The sequence below is a fragment of the Streptomyces sp. NPDC048664 genome (assembly GCF_040650555.1).
Classification (GTDB): domain Bacteria; phylum Actinomycetota; class Actinomycetes; order Streptomycetales; family Streptomycetaceae; genus Streptomyces.
Genome location: NZ_JBEZHK010000001.1, coordinates 258,168 through 274,424, shown reverse-complemented (window position 1 = coordinate 274,424; position 16,257 = coordinate 258,168). Strand labels below are relative to the sequence as shown.

At 72.1% G+C, this 16,257-nt stretch carries 11 protein-coding genes, 3 pseudogenes and 1 riboswitch; of the genes and pseudogenes, 10 read left to right on the top strand and 4 right to left on the bottom strand.

The window, feature by feature from the left end; genetic code table 11:
- Positions 1-4: 4 nt before the first annotated feature.
- From AB0C59_RS01285 to recQ, 3 genes are all read left to right on the top strand, one after another.
- Positions 5-1,576, top strand: coding sequence for an NADH-quinone oxidoreductase subunit M (locus AB0C59_RS01285; protein ID WP_363000037.1), 1,572 nt, complete (start codon positions 5-7; stop codon positions 1,574-1,576).
- Positions 1,573-3,225 carry an NADH-quinone oxidoreductase subunit NuoN gene (gene nuoN / locus AB0C59_RS01280; protein ID WP_363000036.1) on the top strand — a complete coding sequence of 551 codons (1,653 nt, stop codon included), beginning with the start codon at positions 1,573-1,575 and terminating at the stop codon, positions 3,223-3,225. The genes AB0C59_RS01285 and nuoN overlap by 4 nt, the downstream gene beginning before the upstream one ends.
- Positions 3,226-3,393: 168 nt before the next feature.
- On the top strand, positions 3,394-5,382 hold the full coding sequence (gene recQ / locus AB0C59_RS01275) for a DNA helicase RecQ (protein WP_363000035.1): 1,989 nt from the start codon (positions 3,394-3,396) through the stop codon (positions 5,380-5,382).
- A gap of 172 nt (positions 5,383-5,554) precedes the next feature.
- Here the strand turns inward: recQ and fahA are convergent, their stop codons facing one another.
- Positions 5,555-6,796: a fumarylacetoacetase gene (gene fahA, locus AB0C59_RS01270; RefSeq protein WP_363000034.1), complete on the bottom strand. Its 1,242-nt coding sequence runs from the start codon at positions 6,794-6,796 to the stop codon at positions 5,555-5,557.
- Positions 6,797-7,029: 233 nt separating this feature from the next.
- On the opposite strand from fahA, the gene AB0C59_RS01265 reads away from it, so the two are divergent.
- The 3 genes from AB0C59_RS01265 (at position 7,030) to AB0C59_RS01255 (ending at position 10,593) form a co-directional block, all read left to right on the top strand.
- Positions 7,030-8,301, top strand: a complete 1,272-nt coding sequence (locus tag AB0C59_RS01265; RefSeq protein WP_363000033.1) for an ATP-grasp domain-containing protein — start codon at positions 7,030-7,032, stop codon at positions 8,299-8,301.
- Between the two features lie 40 nt (positions 8,302-8,341).
- Positions 8,342-9,541: an FAD-dependent oxidoreductase gene (locus AB0C59_RS01260; RefSeq protein ID WP_363000032.1), complete on the top strand. Its 1,200-nt coding sequence runs from the start codon at positions 8,342-8,344 to the stop codon at positions 9,539-9,541.
- A gap of 221 nt (positions 9,542-9,762) precedes the next feature.
- A complete protein-coding gene (locus AB0C59_RS01255; RefSeq protein ID WP_363000150.1) occupies positions 9,763-10,593 on the top strand; it encodes an HAD family hydrolase in 831 nt (276 codons plus the stop codon).
- On the opposite strand, the gene AB0C59_RS01250 is transcribed toward AB0C59_RS01255, so the two are convergent.
- Complete coding sequence (locus AB0C59_RS01250) at positions 10,587-11,081, bottom strand: transglycosylase SLT domain-containing protein (RefSeq protein WP_363000149.1); 495 nt, start codon at positions 11,079-11,081, stop codon at positions 10,587-10,589. The genes AB0C59_RS01255 and AB0C59_RS01250 overlap by 7 nt on opposite strands.
- A gap of 19 nt (positions 11,082-11,100) precedes the next feature.
- A riboswitch (cyclic di-AMP (ydaO/yuaA leader) is annotated at positions 11,101-11,301 on the bottom strand.
- Positions 11,302-11,989: 688 nt separating this feature from the next.
- Here AB0C59_RS01250 and AB0C59_RS01245 point away from each other — a divergent pair.
- The 4 genes and pseudogenes from AB0C59_RS01245 to AB0C59_RS01230 all read left to right on the top strand — a co-directional run.
- Entirely contained in the window at positions 11,990-13,000 is a 1,011-nt protein-coding gene (locus AB0C59_RS01245; RefSeq protein ID WP_363000031.1) for a polyprenyl synthetase family protein, read from the top strand.
- A 232-nt stretch (positions 13,001-13,232) separates the two neighbouring features.
- Positions 13,233-14,498, top strand: a complete 1,266-nt coding sequence (locus tag AB0C59_RS01240) for a DUF2092 domain-containing protein (protein ID WP_363000030.1) — start codon at positions 13,233-13,235, stop codon at positions 14,496-14,498.
- Positions 14,499-14,526: 28 nt separating this feature from the next.
- Positions 14,527-14,868, top strand: a pseudogene (locus tag AB0C59_RS01235) (ATP-binding cassette domain-containing protein); the annotation flags it as partial.
- A pseudogene (locus AB0C59_RS01230) lies at positions 14,859-14,975 on the top strand (ABC transporter permease); the annotation flags it as partial. The pseudogenes AB0C59_RS01235 and AB0C59_RS01230, both read left to right, overlap by 10 nt.
- 43 nt (positions 14,976-15,018) lie before the next feature.
- On the opposite strand, the pseudogene AB0C59_RS01225 reads toward AB0C59_RS01230, so the two are convergent.
- Positions 15,019-15,554, bottom strand: a pseudogene (locus tag AB0C59_RS01225) (NUDIX hydrolase).
- On the bottom strand, positions 15,554-16,102 hold the full coding sequence (locus AB0C59_RS01220) for a DUF6668 family protein (protein ID WP_363000029.1): 549 nt from the start codon (positions 16,100-16,102) through the stop codon (positions 15,554-15,556). The pseudogene AB0C59_RS01225 and the gene AB0C59_RS01220 overlap by 1 nt, the downstream one beginning before the upstream one ends.
- Between the last annotated feature and the right edge of the window lie 155 nt (positions 16,103-16,257).

The following is a 16,257-nucleotide window of genomic DNA, read 5'->3' as shown; positions in this document are numbered from 1 at the left end:
AGCGATGTCCTTTCCCCTTCTGACAGCGACGGCGGCGCTCCCGGCCGTGGGCGCCATCGCCACGGCCGCGGTCCCGGCCGCGCGGCGCACCGCCGCCAAATGGCTGGCGCTCGTCGTCTCGCTCGCCACGCTGGTGCTCGCCGGGATCGTCGCGGCCCGCTTCGAGCCGGGCGGCGCGCGGTACCAGTTCACCGAGTCGCACGCCTGGATCAGGGACTTCGGCGTGCGCTACGAACTGGGCGTGGACGGCATCGCGGTGGCGCTGGTCGCGCTGACCGCGCTGCTGATCCCGTTCGTGCTCCTGGCGGGCTGGCACGACGCCGACCCGCTGGAGACCGGAAGCCCCCGCTGGCGGCCGACGCAGGGCTTCTTCGCCCTGATCCTGGCCGTCGAGGCGATGGTGATCATCTCTTTCGAGGCCACCGACGTCTTCGTCTTCTACATCTTCTTCGAGGCCATGCTCATCCCGATGTACTTCCTCATCGGAGGCTTCGGGGACCGCGCCCATGAGCACGGCGAGGAGGCCGCGTCCACGCAGCGCTCGTACGCCGCCGTGAAGTTCCTCCTCTACAACCTGGTCGGCGGTCTGATCATGCTGGCCGCGGTGATCGGCCTGTACACGCAGACCGGGAGCTTCTCGCTGACGGAGATCGTGCAGGCGCGGGCGAGCGGCTCGCTCCACATGGCGACCGGCACCGAACGCTGGCTGTTCCTCGGCTTCTTCTTCGCCTTCGCGGTGAAGGCGCCGCTGTGGCCGCTGCACACCTGGCTGCCCAACGCCATGGGGGAGGCCACCGCCCCGGTCGCCGTGCTGATCACGGCGGTCGTGGACAAGGTGGGCACGTTCGCGATGCTGCGCTTCTGCCTCCAGCTGTTCCCCGAGGCCAGCGCATGGGCGACGCCCGTGATCCTGGTCCTCGCGCTCATCAGCGTCCTGTACGGCGCGCTGCTGGCGGTCGGCCAGCGGGACATCAAACGCCTGGTGGCATACGCGTCGATCTCGCACTTCGGCTTCATCGTCCTGGGCATCTTCGCGATGACCAGCCAGGGGCAGTCGGGCGCGACGCTGTACATGGTCAACCACGGGATCTCGACCGCCGCGCTGATGCTGGTGGCGGGCTTCCTCATCTCGCGCCGCGGCTCGCGTCTGATCGCGGACTACGGCGGTGTGCAGAAGGTCGCCCCCGTGCTCGCCGGCACCTTCCTGATCGGCGGACTGGCGACGCTGTCCCTGCCCGGACTCGCGCCGTTCGTCAGCGAGTTCCTGGTCCTGGTCGGCACCTTCGAGCGGCACCTGGTGATCGGTGTCATCGCCACCTTCGGCATCGTGCTCGCGGCGCTGTACACCCTCGTCCTCTACCAGCGCACGATGACGGGCCCGGTGAAGGCGGAGGTCGCCCGGATGCCGGACCTGCGCGTACGCGAGCTGCTGGTGGTCGCCCCGCTGATCGCCCTGCTGATCTTCCTGGGCGTCTACCCGAAGCCGCTCACCGACATCGTCGATCCGGCGGTCAAGCAGACCATGTCCGACGTACACCAGAAAGACCCCCAGCCCAAGGTGGAGGCGGCCAAGTGAACGCAGCAGCCGTCCACAGCCTGTGGACAACGGCGGCGGCCGAGCCGATCGCGAAGATCCCGGCCCCGAAGATCGAATACGCCCAATTGTCGCCGACCTTGATCGTCATCGGTGCCGGGCTCGTCGGCGTGCTGATCGAGGCGTTCGTGCCGCGCAGATCCCGCTACTACGCGCAGGTGTTCGTGTCGCTGGTCGCCCTCGCCGCCGCGTTCGCCGCGGTCGTGGCGCTCGCGAGCGGTGGGTACGGCACCACGAAGGCCCACGTGGCGGCGATGGGGGCGATCGCGGTCGACGGGCCGTCCCTGTTCCTGCAGGGGACGATCGTGCTGGCCGGCCTGGTCGGCGTCCTCACGTTCGCCGAGCGGCGCCTGGATCCGGCCGCGCACGGCAACCGGGTCGACTCCTTCGCCGCGCAGGCGGCGTCCGTGCCCGGCAGCGAGAGCGAGCAGGCCGCGGTGAAGGCGGGCTTCACCACGACCGAGGCGTTCCCCCTGCTGCTGTTCGCGGTCGGCGGCATGCTTGTCTTCCCCTCCGCCAACGACCTGCTGACCCTGTTCGTCGCCCTGGAGGTCTTCTCCCTCCCGCTGTACCTGCTGTGCGCCCTGGCCCGCCGCAAGCGGATCCTGTCGCAGGAGGCCGCGGTCAAGTACTTCCTGCTGGGCGCGTTCGCCTCCGCGTTCACGCTGTTCGGCATCGCCCTGCTGTACGGCTACGCGGGCTCGGTGTCGTACGCGGCGATCGCCCAGGTCGTCGACGGGACGGCCACGAACATCGACCCGGCGCTCGCGGCGACCATGGGCAACGACGCGCTGCTGCTCATCGGCTCCGCGATGATCGTGATGGGCCTGCTGTTCAAGGTGGCCGCGGTCCCGTTCCACATGTGGACGCCGGACGTGTACCAGGGCGCGCCCACCCCGGTGACCGGCTTCATGGCGGCGGCGACCAAGGTGGCGGCGTTCGGCGCCCTGCTGCGGCTGCTGTACGTCGTGCTGCCGGGCCTGCGCTGGGACTGGCGGCCGGTGATGTGGGCGGTGGCCATCGTCACCATGCTGGGTGGCGCGATCGTCGCGATCACCCAGACCGACATCAAGCGCCTGCTGGCCTACTCCTCGATCGCGCACGCCGGCTTCATCCTGGCCGGCGTGATCGCGACGACACGGGACGGCGTGTCCTCGGTACTGTTCTACCTGGCCGCGTACTCGTTCGTGACGATCGGCGCCTTCGCCGTCGTCACCCTCGTGCGCGACGCGGGCGGCGAGGCCACGCACCTGTCGAAGTGGGCCGGACTGGGGCGCAGGTCGCCCCTGGTGGCGGCCGTGTTCGCGGTGTTCCTGCTGGCCTTCGCCGGTATCCCGCTGACCTCGGGCTTCGCCGGGAAGTTCGCCGTGTTCAAGGCGGCGGCCCAGGGCGGGGCCGTGCCGCTGGTCGTGGTCGGTGTGATCTCCTCGGCGATCGCCGCGTTCTTCTACATCCGGGTGATCGTGCTGATGTTCTTCAGTCAGCCGCGGGCCGAGGGCCCCACCGTGGCGGTCCCCTCACCGCTGACGATGACGGCGATCGGGGTGGGTCTCGCGGTCACCCTGGTCCTGGGCGTGGCACCGCAGTACTTCCTGGATCTGGCGAACCAGGCGGGCGTCTTCGTCCGCTGAGGCGCCTGACAAGCACACGACGGCCCGGTGCCCGCTCGGGGGGTGCCGGGCCGTCGTGCGGGTCGGTGGCCTGTGGACAAGTCGGGGCCTGTCGGTGTCGCCCCCTATCGTGGACGCTGTGGTCGAGGGACGACGCGCGGGGGACGAGCGAGGGACGGGACGAACGGGATGACCGAGGCGGACGCGCGGCCGGTGCCGGACGGCGGCGGTGAGGCGCTGGCCACGCTGCACCGGGTCTTCGGATACGAGGCCTTCCGCGGCGAGCAGGAAGCGATCATCGAGCATGTGGTGACCGGCGGCGACGCCGTCGTCCTGATGCCGACCGGCGGCGGCAAGTCGCTCTGCTACCAGATCCCGGCCCTGGTCAGACCCGGCACCGGCGTGGTCGTCTCCCCGCTGATCGCGCTCATGCAGGACCAGGTGGACGCGCTGCGCGCGCTCGGCGTGCGCGCCGGGTTCGTCAACTCCACCCAGGACTTCGACGAGCGGCGCCTGGTGGAGGCGGAATTCCTGGCCGGCGAGCTGGACCTGCTCTATCTGGCCCCGGAGCGGCTGCGCCTGGACTCGACCCAGGAGCTGCTCTCGCGCGGCAAGATCTCGGTGTTCGCGATCGACGAGGCGCACTGCGTGTCCCAGTGGGGCCACGACTTCCGGCCCGACTACCTCTCGCTGTCCCTGCTCGGTGAACGCTGGCCGGACGTCCCCCGGATCGCGCTCACGGCGACGGCGACGCACGCGACGCATCTGGAGATCACCCAGCGGCTCGGCATGCCGGACGCCCGCCACTTCGTGGCGAGCTTCGACCGGCCCAACATCCAGTACCGGATCGTCCCCAAGGCCGACCCGAAGAAGCAGCTGCTGGCCTTCCTGCGCGAGGAGCACGCGGGCGACGCGGGCATCGTCTACTGCCTCTCGCGCAACTCGGTGGACAAGACCGCCGAGTTCCTGACCCGCAGCGGAGTCGCGGCGGTGCCGTACCACGCGGGCCTGGACGCGGGCACGCGCGCGGCGCACCAGTCCCGCTTCCTGCGGGAGGAAGGCCTCGTCGTCGTCGCGACGATCGCGTTCGGCATGGGCATCGACAAGCCGGACGTGCGCTTCGTCGCCCACCTGGACCTGCCGAAGTCGGTGGAGGGCTACTACCAGGAGACGGGCCGGGCGGGCCGCGACGGACTGCCGTCCACCGCCTGGATGGCGTACGGGCTCAACGACGTGGTCCAGCAGCGCAAGCTGATCCAGTCGGGGGAGGGCGACGAGTCCTTCCGCCGCCGCGCCCAGGCGCACCTGGACGCGATGCTGGCGCTGTGCGAGACGGTCAGCTGCCGGCGCGGCCAGCTGCTCGCCTACTTCGGCCAGGAGCCCGGGGCGGACGGCTGCGGCAACTGCGACACCTGCCTGGCGCCGCCCGAGACCTGGGACGGGACGGTCGCGGCCCAGAAGGTGCTGTCCACCGTGTGGCGGCTGGACCGGGAGCGGCGGCAGAAGTTCGGCGCGCTGCAGATCGTCGACATCCTGCTGGGGCGGCGCACGGCCAAGGTCATCCAGTTCGACCACGACCAGCTCTCGGTGTTCGGCATCGGCGAGGAGCTGACCGAGGGCGAGTGGCGCGGCGCCATCAGGCAGCTGCTGGCCCAGGGCCTGCTGGCGGTCGAGGGCGAGTACGGCACGCTGGTGCTGACCGAGGCCAGCGGGTCGGTGCTGCGGCGCGAGCGGGAGGTGCCGCTACGCAAGGAGGCCCCCAGGCCGGCGGCCGCCCGCTCCGCGACCCCGAAGGGCGAGCGCGCCTCGAAGGCCGCGGTCGAACTCGCGCCGGAGCTGCTCCCCGTCTTCGAGGCCCTGCGCTCCTGGCGGGCCGCCCAGGCGAAGGAGCAGGGCGTCCCCGCCTATGTGATCTTCCACGACGCGACCCTCCGCGAGATCGCGGCCGCGCAGCCGAAGACGGTCGCGGATCTCGGCGGTATCGGCGGGGTGGGCGAGAAGAAGCTCGCGACGTACGGGGAGGGCGTCCTCGGGGTTCTGGCCTCGCTGGACGGCCCCGCTGACGCGGCGGGCGGCCCGTCGGCACCGCCGCGGAGCCCCGACGCGCAGTGGTCCCAGGAGGAGCCGGACCCGGAGTGGCCCCAGGAGGAGCCGGAGGAGCCGGAGGACTGGGGGTAGCCGGTAGCCCGAGGAGCGGGCCCGGCCGCCCGGTCTCCCGCGCCGGCCGCGGCCAGGTCCCCGCGGCCGGAGACCGGGTCCCCGCGGTCGGCGGCAGGGGCCCGGGCGCGCCCCCGTGCTCACCCCTCGGACGAGGCGGTGAGCACAGGACGCGGGTCCGCCGGTGGCCGTGTCAGCCGGTGGACGCGGACCCGGTGTCGCCGGCGTCCGCCACCACGCGTCCGGTCACCTCTCCGAGCCCGACCCGTGTGCCGTCCGGTCCCGGCGCCCATGCCGTCAGCGTCACCACGTCCCCGTCCTCCAGGAACGTGCGCTTGCCGTCCGGGAGTTCGAGCGGCTCGCGGCCGTTCCAGGTCAGTTCGAGGAGCGAGCCGCGCTGTTGCTCGGCCGAGCCGCTCACCGTGCCCGACCCGTACAGGTCGCCGGTGCGCAGCGACGCCCCGTTCACCGTCATGTGCGCCAGCTGCTGCGCCGCCGTCCAGTACATGGTCGAGAACGGGGGCTCGGACACCACATGGCCGTTGATCGCGACGGAGATGCGCAGGTCGTAGCCCGAGGGCTCCTCGCTCGCGTCGTCGAGGTACGGCAGCAGCGGATGCGTGCGCTCCGGCGGCCGCACCCGCGCCTCCTCCAGCGCGTCCAGCGGGGTGATCCACGCCGACACCGAGGTGGCGAACGACTTGCCGAGGAAGGGGCCGAGCGGCACGTACTCCCAGGCCTGGACGTCCCGCGCCGACCAGTCGTTGAGCAGGCACAGCCCGAACACGTGGTCCCGGAAGGCCGACAGCGGCACCGGACGGCCCATCGCGGACGGCGCGCCCACCACGAAGCCGACCTCCGCCTCGATGTCCAGCCGGACGGAGGGCCCGAACACCGGGGCGGGGTCCGTGGGTGCCTTGCGCTGGCCCCGGGGCCGCACGATGTCGGTGCCCGACACCACGACGGTGCCCGACCGGCCGTGGTATCCGATCGGCAGGTGCTTCCAGTTGGGGGTGAGGGAGTCCTCGGCGTCCGGCCGGAAGATCTGGCCGACGTTGCGGGCGTGGTTCTCGGAGGCGTAGAAGTCGACGTAGTCGGCGACCTCGAAGGGGAGGTGCAGGTCGACCTCGGCCAGCGGGTGCAGCAGGGGCGCGACGGCCTCCCGGTGCGCGGGCACCGTCACCCACGCGGTCAGCGCCCGGCGGACGTCGGACCACGCGGTGCGGCCGGCCGCCAGCAGCGGCCCGAGGGACGGCTGGGCCAGCAGGGAGGCGTACGGGGAGCCGAGGACCCGCGCGGCCGCGCCCGCGTCGAGCACGTGGTCCCCCAGCCGGACGCCGACTCTCCGCTCGTCGGAGCCCGCGGGCGAGAACACGCCGTAGGGAAGGTTGTGCGGGCCGAAGGGGTCGCCCTCGGGGAGATCGAAGGGGGGCATGGATACTGCCTCGCTTTCGTGCACTTCAGGTGGCCGTGCGGGTGGTGCGTGCGATGTGGTCGCCGCTCACGTTACAAATGAGCCGCCCCGGGGGGCCTCAAGAGTTCGCAATGTCCGATTGGGCCTTGTCGGAACCGATAGTTCCGGCTTAGCGTCTTTGGAGACGCGGACGGGGTGGGTCCGGTCTCTAAGGGGGACACGTGGGGGGACCCGTGGCCAGGAGCACCGGCGGCGTGCCGTTCGAAGCGGACCGCGACGTCCCGGCGCTCATCGTGAAGTTCGGCGACTATCCACTGCACCACGGCGGCGTGGGCGCCATCCGCAGCCTGGGACGGCTCGGCATACCCGTGTACGCCATCACCGAGGACCCCTACACGCCGGCCGCCGCCTCCCGGTACCTGCGGCGCGCCTTCGTGTGGCCGACCACCGGGACGGAGCACGCGGAGCGGCTCGTGGAGGGCCTGCTGCGCATCGCCCGCCGCATCGGCCGGCCGACGGTCCTCGTCCCCACCGACGAGGAGGCCGCGGTCCTGATCGCGGAGCACCAGGACGCCCTGGACGGCTCCTTCCTGTTCCCGAAGGTGGACGCGCGGCTCCCACGCCGCCTCGCCAGCAAGCAGTCTCTGCACGACCTGTGCGGGGAACACGGCATCCCGAGCCCTCAGGCGGCCTTCCCTCGGTCGTACGACGACATCGTGCGCTTCGCCCGGCAGGCGAGCTTCCCGGTGGTGGCCAAGAACCGGGAGGCGTTCGTGCGCCGTGAACGGCCCGCCGTGAACGGCACGACGAGGATCTCCACCCCCGAGGGCCTGCTCGCCCTCGCCCGCGACTGGGGCGAGCGGCCCGGGGTGATCCTCCAGGAGTACCTGCCGCGGGAGCGGGCGGAGGACTGGATCGTGCACGCCTACTTCGGCCGGGACTCGACCCCCCTCGCGATGTTCACCGGGGTCAAGGTCCGCTCCTGGCCGCCGCACGCGGGCATGACCGCCACCGCGTACGTCGTGGACAACCCGGAACTCGCGGATCTCGCCGCGCGTTTCGTCAAACAGATCGGCTTCACCGGCGTCGTCGACCTCGACCTGCGCCATGACCGCCGCGACGGCCGGTACAAACTGCTCGACTTCAACCCGCGGATGGGCGCCCAGTTCCGGCTCTTCGAGAACGAGGCGGGCGTGGACGTCGTGCGGGCCATGCACCTCGATCTGACGGGCCGCACCGTTCCGCAGGCGGAGCAGCGCGCCGGCCACCGGTACACCGTGGAGAACATCGACCTGCCCGCCCTGCTCGCCTACCGCCGCAGCGGGTACACGACACCGCACGCCCCGTCCCGAGCCAGCGGCACGGAGCTGGCCTGGCTCGCCGGGGACGACCTGGGGCCCTTCTTCACCATGCTCGCGCGCTCCGTCGGGCCGGGAGCCAGACACTTCTACCAGCTGTGGCGCACCAGCCGCCGCGGCAGCACAGCACCACGAGCGCGGGCGAGTCGGCCCGGCTCGGCCAGGTGACACCACGAAGTAGGCAACACGCGTCCTGGGGAGGGACTTCGTGATTCAACCGGTAGCAGTCATCGGCGCCGGGCCGTTCGGCCTGTCCACCGCCGCCCATCTGCGGGCCCGCGGCATCCCGGTACGGGTCTTCGGCGAGCCCATGGTGAGCTGGCGGGACCACATGCCCGAGGGCATGCTCCTGAAGTCGACACCCGCCGCCTCCAGCCTCGACGCGCCCCAGCGGGGCCACACCCTGGCCGACTACTGCGACGCGGCCGGCGTCCCACGGCTGGTGAGCGACGAGGACATCATCCCGGTCGACACCTTCATCGCCTACGGGGAGTGGTTCCAGCACAAGCTGGTGCCCGAGCTGGAGCGGGTCCGGGTGGTGTCCGTGGACCGCCGCCCGCACGGCGGCTTCGACCTGAAACTGGACTCGGGCGAGCAGTTCACGGCCCGGGCGGTCGTGGTGGCGACCGGCCTGTCCGGACTGGCCCACCTCCCGCCCGAGCTGGGCGCGGCGGCGGACGGACCGGCGCCCACCGGCCCGATCTCCCACAGCTCCCAGCACCACGACCTGACCCGGTTCCGCGGCAAGGAGCTGGTCGTGATCGGCGCGGGACAGTCCGCGCTGGAGACGGCGGCCCTCGCCGCGGAGGCGGGCGCGCGGGTGCGGGTCGTCTCCCGGGGGCACGGCCGGGTCGCCTTCGGCGCGCCCCCGTGGAAGCAGCCGAGGCTGCGCCCCGAGTCGCCGTTCGGACGCGCCTGGTCGCTGTGGGCGCTGAGCCACTACCCGCATCCGTACCGCTTCCTGCCCGACCAGGCCCGCCACTACCTGGTCCGCCGGGTGCTCGGCCCGCTCGGCGCGTGGTGGCTCGAGGACCGGTTCGCGGGCGCGGTGCAGGTCAGCGAGGTCGCCCGCGTCGTCCGCGCCTCGGTCTCGCCGGACGGCCCGGCCCTGACGGTCCTGACCCACTCGGGCCGCACGGAGGAGGTGACCGCGGACCATGTGATCGCGGCGACGGGATATCGGGTGGACATCGCCGCGATGGACTTCCTCGGCCACGGGCTGCGGACCCGTCTGGCGGTGAGCCGGGGCGCGCCGCGGCTCGGCGCGGGGTATGTGTCGTCCGTTCCGGGCCTGTACTTCACGGGGCTGCCGGCGGCGTCCTCGTACGGTCCGGTGATGCGCTTCGTGTGCGGCACGGAGTTCGCGTCGCCGAGGCTCGCGAAGCATCTGGCGGCGGCGCACGGCTGAGGGCCGGCGCGCGCCGGCGGGTGGGGGAGCGGGCGGACCGGGCCGTGCGGGGCGGTCCGCCCGACGGCTTCGCGGCCCGGCGGATCCGGTCGGGGACGTGAGGGAATCCGGTCGGGGCCGTACGGGGACGCGGTCGCGTCCGTGCGGGGATCCGCCCGGACCGGAGGCTTTCGGTCCGGGCCGGAACGTCGGCGCGTTTCCATCCGTATTCTCTGATCATGATGGCCGCACCCCTCGCATACGAACTCATCGCCACGGACCTGGACGGCACTCTGCTGCGGGGTGACGACACGCTCTCCGACCGGTCGAGGGCCGCTCTGGCGCGGGTCGCTGCGGCGGGTGCCCACCACCTCGTGGTGACGGGGCGCCCGGCGCCGAGGGTCAGGCCGCTGCTGGAGGACCTCGGGGGCAGAGGGCTCGCGGTGTGCGGTCAGGGCGCGCAGGTGTACGACGCGGGCGCGGACCGGCTGCTGTTCTCGGTCACCCTGGACCGGGACCTGGCCGAGACCGCCCTCGGCAAGATCGAGGCCGAGGTGGGCCAGGTGTACGCCGCCGTCGACCAGGACGGGGTGGACGGGCTCACCCTGATCGAACCGGGCTATCTGATGCCGCACCCGTTCCTGCCGGCGGTGCGGGTGGAGCGGCGCGACGACCTGTGGTGCGAGCCCATCAGCAAGGTGCTGCTGCGCCATCACACCCTGACCGACGACGAGCTGGCCACGGTGGCCCGGGGAGCGGTCGGGTCGCTCGCGACCGTCACGATGTCGGGGCCCGGCACCGTCGAGCTCCAGCCCTGCGGCATCACCAAGGCGACGGGGTTGGCGCTGGCCGCCGAGTTCCTGGGCCTGCGGCGGTCGCGGACCCTCGCCTTCGGGGACATGCCCAACGACATCCCCATGTTCCAGTGGGCGGCTCGCGGTGTCGCCATGGCGAACGCGCACCCCGAACTCAAGGCGGTCGCCGACGAGATCACCACGTCGAACGAGGACGACGGCATCGCCGTCGTCCTCGAACGTTTGTTTGCCCGCGACTCCGTTGCCAGGCCTCAGTAGGCGCTGTTGACGTTGTCGATCGAGCCGTAGCGGTGGGCGGCGTAGTTGCAGGCCGCGGTGATGTTCGCGACCGGGTCGTACGGGTCGAAGGCCGTGCCCGGCACGTGGTACGTGCGGAAGGTCGGGTCGATGACCTGGAGGAGCCCCTTGGAGGGGATGCCCTTCTTGGCGTTCGAGTCCCAGAGGTTGATGGCGTTCGGGTTGCCCGACGACTCGCGCATCACGTTGCGGTAGATGCCGTTGTAGGAGCCGGGGATCCCGTGCTGCGCCATGATGGCGAGCGACTGGCGTATCCAGCTGTCGAGGGTGCCGGCGCGGTAGGTGGCACCGGCGGCCTTGGTGGTCGTGGACGAGGCCGGGGTGGCGGCGGAGGCGCCGGTGGCTCCCATGACAGGGAGGGCGATGACGGCGGCTCCCGCTCCCGCGACAGCGAGGGCGCGGGCGACGCGGGCGGCCTTGGAGCTGTGGTCCCGGCGGCGTGCGGGCAATGCGAAAGCGGACACGGTGGATTCCTCTCCGTCGCCTGCGAGGTGAGCTGTCGGGTTCGGGCGGGGAGGTGCCCGGCCGCTTCCTCGGGGTCGAGGTCGCGGCTTCACCCCTAGCCGTTCCGGACGGTGTCCGGCTCGGCGACTTACCTGGGTCCCCCGCTCCTGCCGTGGTGGGGTCGAAGGGTCCTTGAGCGGTGGCAGGATTCGGCGTTCCGCTCGGGTCCATGGAAGGTATGCGACAGCACATGTCGGGAACAAGGGTCGAAATCGCGCACTGAGGGGATTGATCCTCACCTGCAGGAATAGGGCGATTGATCCACTGTGCGCGGAAGCGGCAACGTGCCGTTCGCGAAGGACGTGTTGACGGTGCGTCCGCAATGCCCGTGATCATGGGGTAGTGACCCATTTCACGCGCCGGGTGCGCTCGCGGGATGACGTGAAGGCGGGGTGGATTATCGGGCGAAGCGGACATTTAACCCAAAAGGTGCCACTGCGTCAGCAGGGGTGGGCGACTGGAGCGCGATTCCTAGATCGGACATTGAGTGCGATAAAGGGGCAAAAGGCGCGAGCGTGCGACGTCGAGCTCTGCGACGGGCTCGGCGGGGTACCCGGATTGGCGTGAATCCGCGGCACCGTCTGCGCAAGGGTGGCGCTTATCGGCTATGTAGATGAATGTGTGTTCGTATCACCCGATCAAGAACATACCGTTCGTGATCCGATACCGCCCGGCCTGGAACTGTGGGCGCTCGCGGTGATCGAAACCTGACCGGATACGCTGACTTGAGTGAAGGCGACGACAGATCGACAACTCGACGAGTCGCGGCGACAGACGTGGCCCTCACCCAAGTGACCGTCCTTGAGACCGACCGTGTGATCGTCAGCAGACGTCAGCAGACAGGAGACCCCACGTGACCGTCGTCGGGCCGTTCGGGCTGAGCGTGCGGGACCAGGCTCTGGAAGCCGATGTCCAGGCCGGATTGGTCGCTGTCGAGGAGGGGTTGCTCGACGCCACCAAGAGCGAGGTCCCCTTCATCACGGAGGCCGCCCAGCACCTCCTGCGCGCGGGCGGGAAGCGGTTCAGGCCCCTGCTGGTGATGCTCGCGGCGCAGTTCGGCGACCGGTACGCGCCGGGCGTCGTGCCCTCGGCGGTGGTCGTGGAGCTGACCCACCTCGCCACGCTCTACCACGACGACGTGATGGACGAGGCCGACGTGCGGCGCAGCGTCGACAGCGCGAACACCCGCTGGGGCAACTCGGTGGCGGTCCTCACCGGCGACTTCCTGTTCGCCCGGGCGTCCCACATCCTGGCCGACCTCGGCCCGGAGGCGGTCCGCATCCAGGCGGAGGCGTTCGAACGGCTGGTCACCGGACAGATCCTGGAGACGGCGGGACCGCGGGACGGCCGCGACCCGGTGGACCACTACCTCGACGTACTCGCCGGCAAGACCGGTTCGCTGGTTGCCGTGGCCTGCCGCTTCGGGGCGATGATGTCGGGCGCCGACGAGACGGTCGTGGACGTCCTGACGCAGTACGGCGAGCGGCTCGGCGTGGCCTTCCAACTGGCCGACGACGTCCTGGACATCGCGTCCGACTCGCACGAGTCGGGGAAGACCCCCGGCACGGACCTGCGCGAAGGCATCCCCACCCTCCCGGTCCTGCGCCTGCGCGAACGCGCCGAGCGCCTGGGGCTGCCGGAGGACATCGCCCTGGTCGACCTCCTGAACTCGGACCTCACCGACGACGGCCGGCACGCGGAGGCCCTCACGCGGCTGCGCGCCCACCCGGCCCTGGAGCAGGCGCGCCGCGACACCGTCCGGTACGCGGAGGACGCCCGCGCGGCCCTGGCGCCGCTGCGTGAATGCGGCGCGAAGACCGCCCTGACCCAGCTGTGCGACGCCGTGGTGCACCGGGCGGGCTGACGCCCCCGTCCCGGATCCCCGGAGGTCCGGGCGGAGCGCCCCCTGAGGGGAGCGGGCCGCCGTGTCATACCCCAGGATTACGCGGAGTTGGGCCCGCGGTCTGACGATTCCCGCCCGTCGTTTTGGTCAGATGGGAGACACCACCTCACAGGAGTCTGGGCGACAATGGCGGCGCGGGGGTGGACGAGTGCACGGACAGAAGGCCGCCGCCGACGACGGAGGTAAGGCACACATGGCACCCTACGAATCCGACGAGAGCACACCGGCAGGGACGGCCGAGGGCGTGCGCGACGGGCGGCGCAAGGCCACGCGGTACGCCGTCCCGGTGGCCGTGGTGGGAGTGGCCGCGGCGACGATCGGTCTCGTCCCGGCCTTCGCGGGGTCCGGCGACCCGGACCTGCCCAGGATCAGTGCCCAGCAGCTCATCCAGAAGGTCGCCGAGTCCGACGTCCAGCAGGTGTCCGGCACGGTGAAGATCAGCACGGACCTCGGCCTGCCGGACCTCGGCGGCCTGCAGGACACCTTCGCCTCGGGCGCGCTGTCCCAGGGGGCGGGCGGCAAGGACGGCTCGGCCGCCGACCCGAGCTCCAGGCTGCTCGCGCTGGCCTCCGGCACCCACACCCTCCGCGTCGCCGCGGACGGCCAGGACAAGCAGAAGCTGTCGCTCCTGGAGAAGGCGGCCGAGTACAGCGTCATCCGCAACGGCGGCGACGTGTGGGCGTACGACAGCGCCTCGAACCAGGCCTACCACTCGACCGGGGCCGACGCGCACCAGGGCGGGAAGGCGGCGCCCCGGGACATGCCGGTGACGCCGAAGGACTTCGCCGAGCAGGCCCTGAAGGCCGCGGGCTCGACGACGTCCGTCACGGTCGACGGCACGGCCCACGTCGCGGGCCGGGACGCGTACAAGCTGCTGATCAGGCCGAAGCAGTCGGGCACGACGGTCGGCGCGATCAGCATCGCGGTGGACGCGAAGACCTGGACACCGCTGAAGTTCACGCTGACTCCGGCGGCGGGCGGCGCGGCCGTGGTGGACGCCGGCTTCACCGAGGTCTCGTTCGCCAAGCCCGCCGCGTCGACGTTCGACTTCACCCCGCCCAAGGGCACGAAGGTCACCCAGGGCGACGACCAGAAGGCAGCCGAGCGGCACATGGAGCCCAAAGGGCCGGGCAAGGACCCGTCCGCGAAGGGCACCGACCTGTTCGGCGGGGCCGGGGCCGGGGCGAAGGCCGGTCACCGGACCATCGGCGAGGGCTGGAACTCGATCGTCGTCCTCGACACCGGGGCCAAGGGCGGGATGCCGTCGGGCGCGGAGGCCGACAAGGGCGCCGCGGCCGGATTCCTGGACTCCCTGGGCGACCACGTCTCCGGCAGGTTCGGCAAGGGCACCGTCTACTCCACCCGCCTGATCAACGCCCTGATGACGGACGACGGCAAGGTGTACGCCGGCGCCGTCACCAAGGACGCGCTGCTGAAGGCGGCGAACGCGGGGAGGTAGCCCCGCGGACGGGACGGGCGGGAGAGCCATGGAGGAGCCGTCCGCCGCGCGAGCGGGAGCACGGGCGACGGCCGGGACGGCCGCATCGGCCGCCGTCGGGGCAGGGCCGCGACCGGAGCCGGGGGCTCCGGTCATCGCCACCCGGGGCCTCACCAAGCGCTATCGCGGCGGTCAGCTCGCCGTGGACGGACTCGACCTGACCGTCCCGGCGGGCAGCGTCTTCGGCTTCCTGGGGCCGAACGGCTCCGGCAAGACCACCACCATCCGCATGCTGATGGGCCTGATCGAGCCCACCTCCGGCACGGCCCGGGTCCTCGGGCAGCCGATGCCCCGCGCCACGCGCTCCGTGCTCCCGCACGTCGGCGCCCTCGCTACTGGCACGACCTCACCCGTGACCTCGGCCTCCAGGCCCTGTACGCCGCGGTCTTCGGCACGGCGGCCTGGGCACGCTTCACGACGAAGGACGTCACCTCGTAGGGCGGGGCGCGGTCCGCGCCGCTGCCTGTGCCCCGCGCGCGGTTCAGGTCGTGCCGGAGCCGAGATCGAGCAGCATCGCCATCACGCCGGCCAGCGTCGCGCCGCTGACGATCTCCCGCCGGGCGATCATGCCGGCGAGCCGGGAGAGCGCCCTCCACTCCACGCGGTCCGACTCGTTGCGTTCGGTCGGCGGCCCGATCCGTCGGGCGTCGTCCGTACGGAACACGAAGTGGCGGGCGTCGGTGACACCGGCCGCCGGCTCCGAGTACACCAGCTCCCGCAGCGTGCCCGGACGCCAGCCCGTCTCCTCCTCCAGTTCCCGCGAGGCCGCCCGCGCCGCCTCTTCGCCGTCCTCGACCTGCCCCATGGGCAGTTCCCAGGCCCAGCTGTCCGTGACGAACCGGTGGCGCCACATCATCCCCGCCGCTCGCCGTCGACGGCGGCCGTCACCGCGACGTCCCGCAGTCTGACCACGGTGTAGTCGACCCGCGCGCCGTCCGGCTGCTCGACGTCCAGGGAGCGGAGCCGGACCCAGGGGTCGTCGTGGAGGGGGCGTTCGCCGTGGACGGTCCACCGCATCATCGCGGGAACTCCTTCGGGCCGGGAAACGGGCTCGTCAGCCGGGCGAGCTCCGCGCAGTCGCGTGGGGGAGGGCCGCCCAGGTCACCGGTGCGCCAGGCGGGCACCCACGGCACCCGGTGGACGTCGATCACCGCGTCGAACGCCTTTGCGCGCTGCGCCAGCTGCCGTGGCAGCCGGCCCGGCGCGTCGGCGACCAGCACGACCGCGTCGAGGTCCAGCCCGGGCGGCGCGTCGCCGCGTCGGAAGATGTCCAGGGTGTACGCGATCGCGTCGAGCCCCGCCGCGTGCGTCCTGCCCACCAGCAGGACCGAGGAGGGTTCCCCGAGGTCGGGCCGGGGCCAGCCGCGTCCGGCGTCGTGCCCGCCGAAGACGGTGGCCAGCGTCGTGGTGCCGGCACCACCGTGGGTGGCGACCCAGGCGAACCGCCTGGGCACGGCGGTGAGCCGCGCGGCCCCGGTCCCCGGCCGCGGCACGGGCGTCCCGTCCACCGGCCCGCGCACCCAGATGCCGGGCCCGGCAGGTCCGTTCTGCGCGATCCCTCGCATCGCCACCCTCCTCGGTCGGCCGTCGGCCCTCGACACCGGTCGGGTGCCGGGCCGCTCAACGCCGTACACCCGTAAGGATCTTGCGGCGGGACGGGGCAGAAGTCCAGTGACGCCCGCGGTGACCGCGTGGCCCGCCCCGGGACGGGGCCGTGGGG

Excerpts from the sequence above, each read along its gene's own strand:
- AB0C59_RS01285 (WP_363000037.1), top strand. The coding sequence starts at position 5 with ATGTCCTTTCCCCTTCTGACAGCGACGGCGGCGCTCCCGGCCGTGGGC.
- AB0C59_RS01240 (WP_363000030.1), top strand. The coding sequence starts at position 13,233 with ATGGCACCCTACGAATCCGACGAGAGCACACCGGCAGGGACGGCCGAG.
- recQ (WP_363000035.1), top strand. The coding sequence starts at position 3,394 with ATGACCGAGGCGGACGCGCGGCCGGTGCCGGACGGCGGCGGTGAGGCG.
- AB0C59_RS01255 (WP_363000150.1), top strand. The coding sequence starts at position 9,763 with ATGGCCGCACCCCTCGCATACGAACTCATCGCCACGGACCTGGACGGC.
- fahA (WP_363000034.1), bottom strand. The coding sequence starts at position 6,796 with ATGCCCCCCTTCGATCTCCCCGAGGGCGACCCCTTCGGCCCGCACAAC.
- AB0C59_RS01220 (WP_363000029.1), bottom strand. The coding sequence starts at position 16,102 with ATGCGAGGGATCGCGCAGAACGGACCTGCCGGGCCCGGCATCTGGGTG.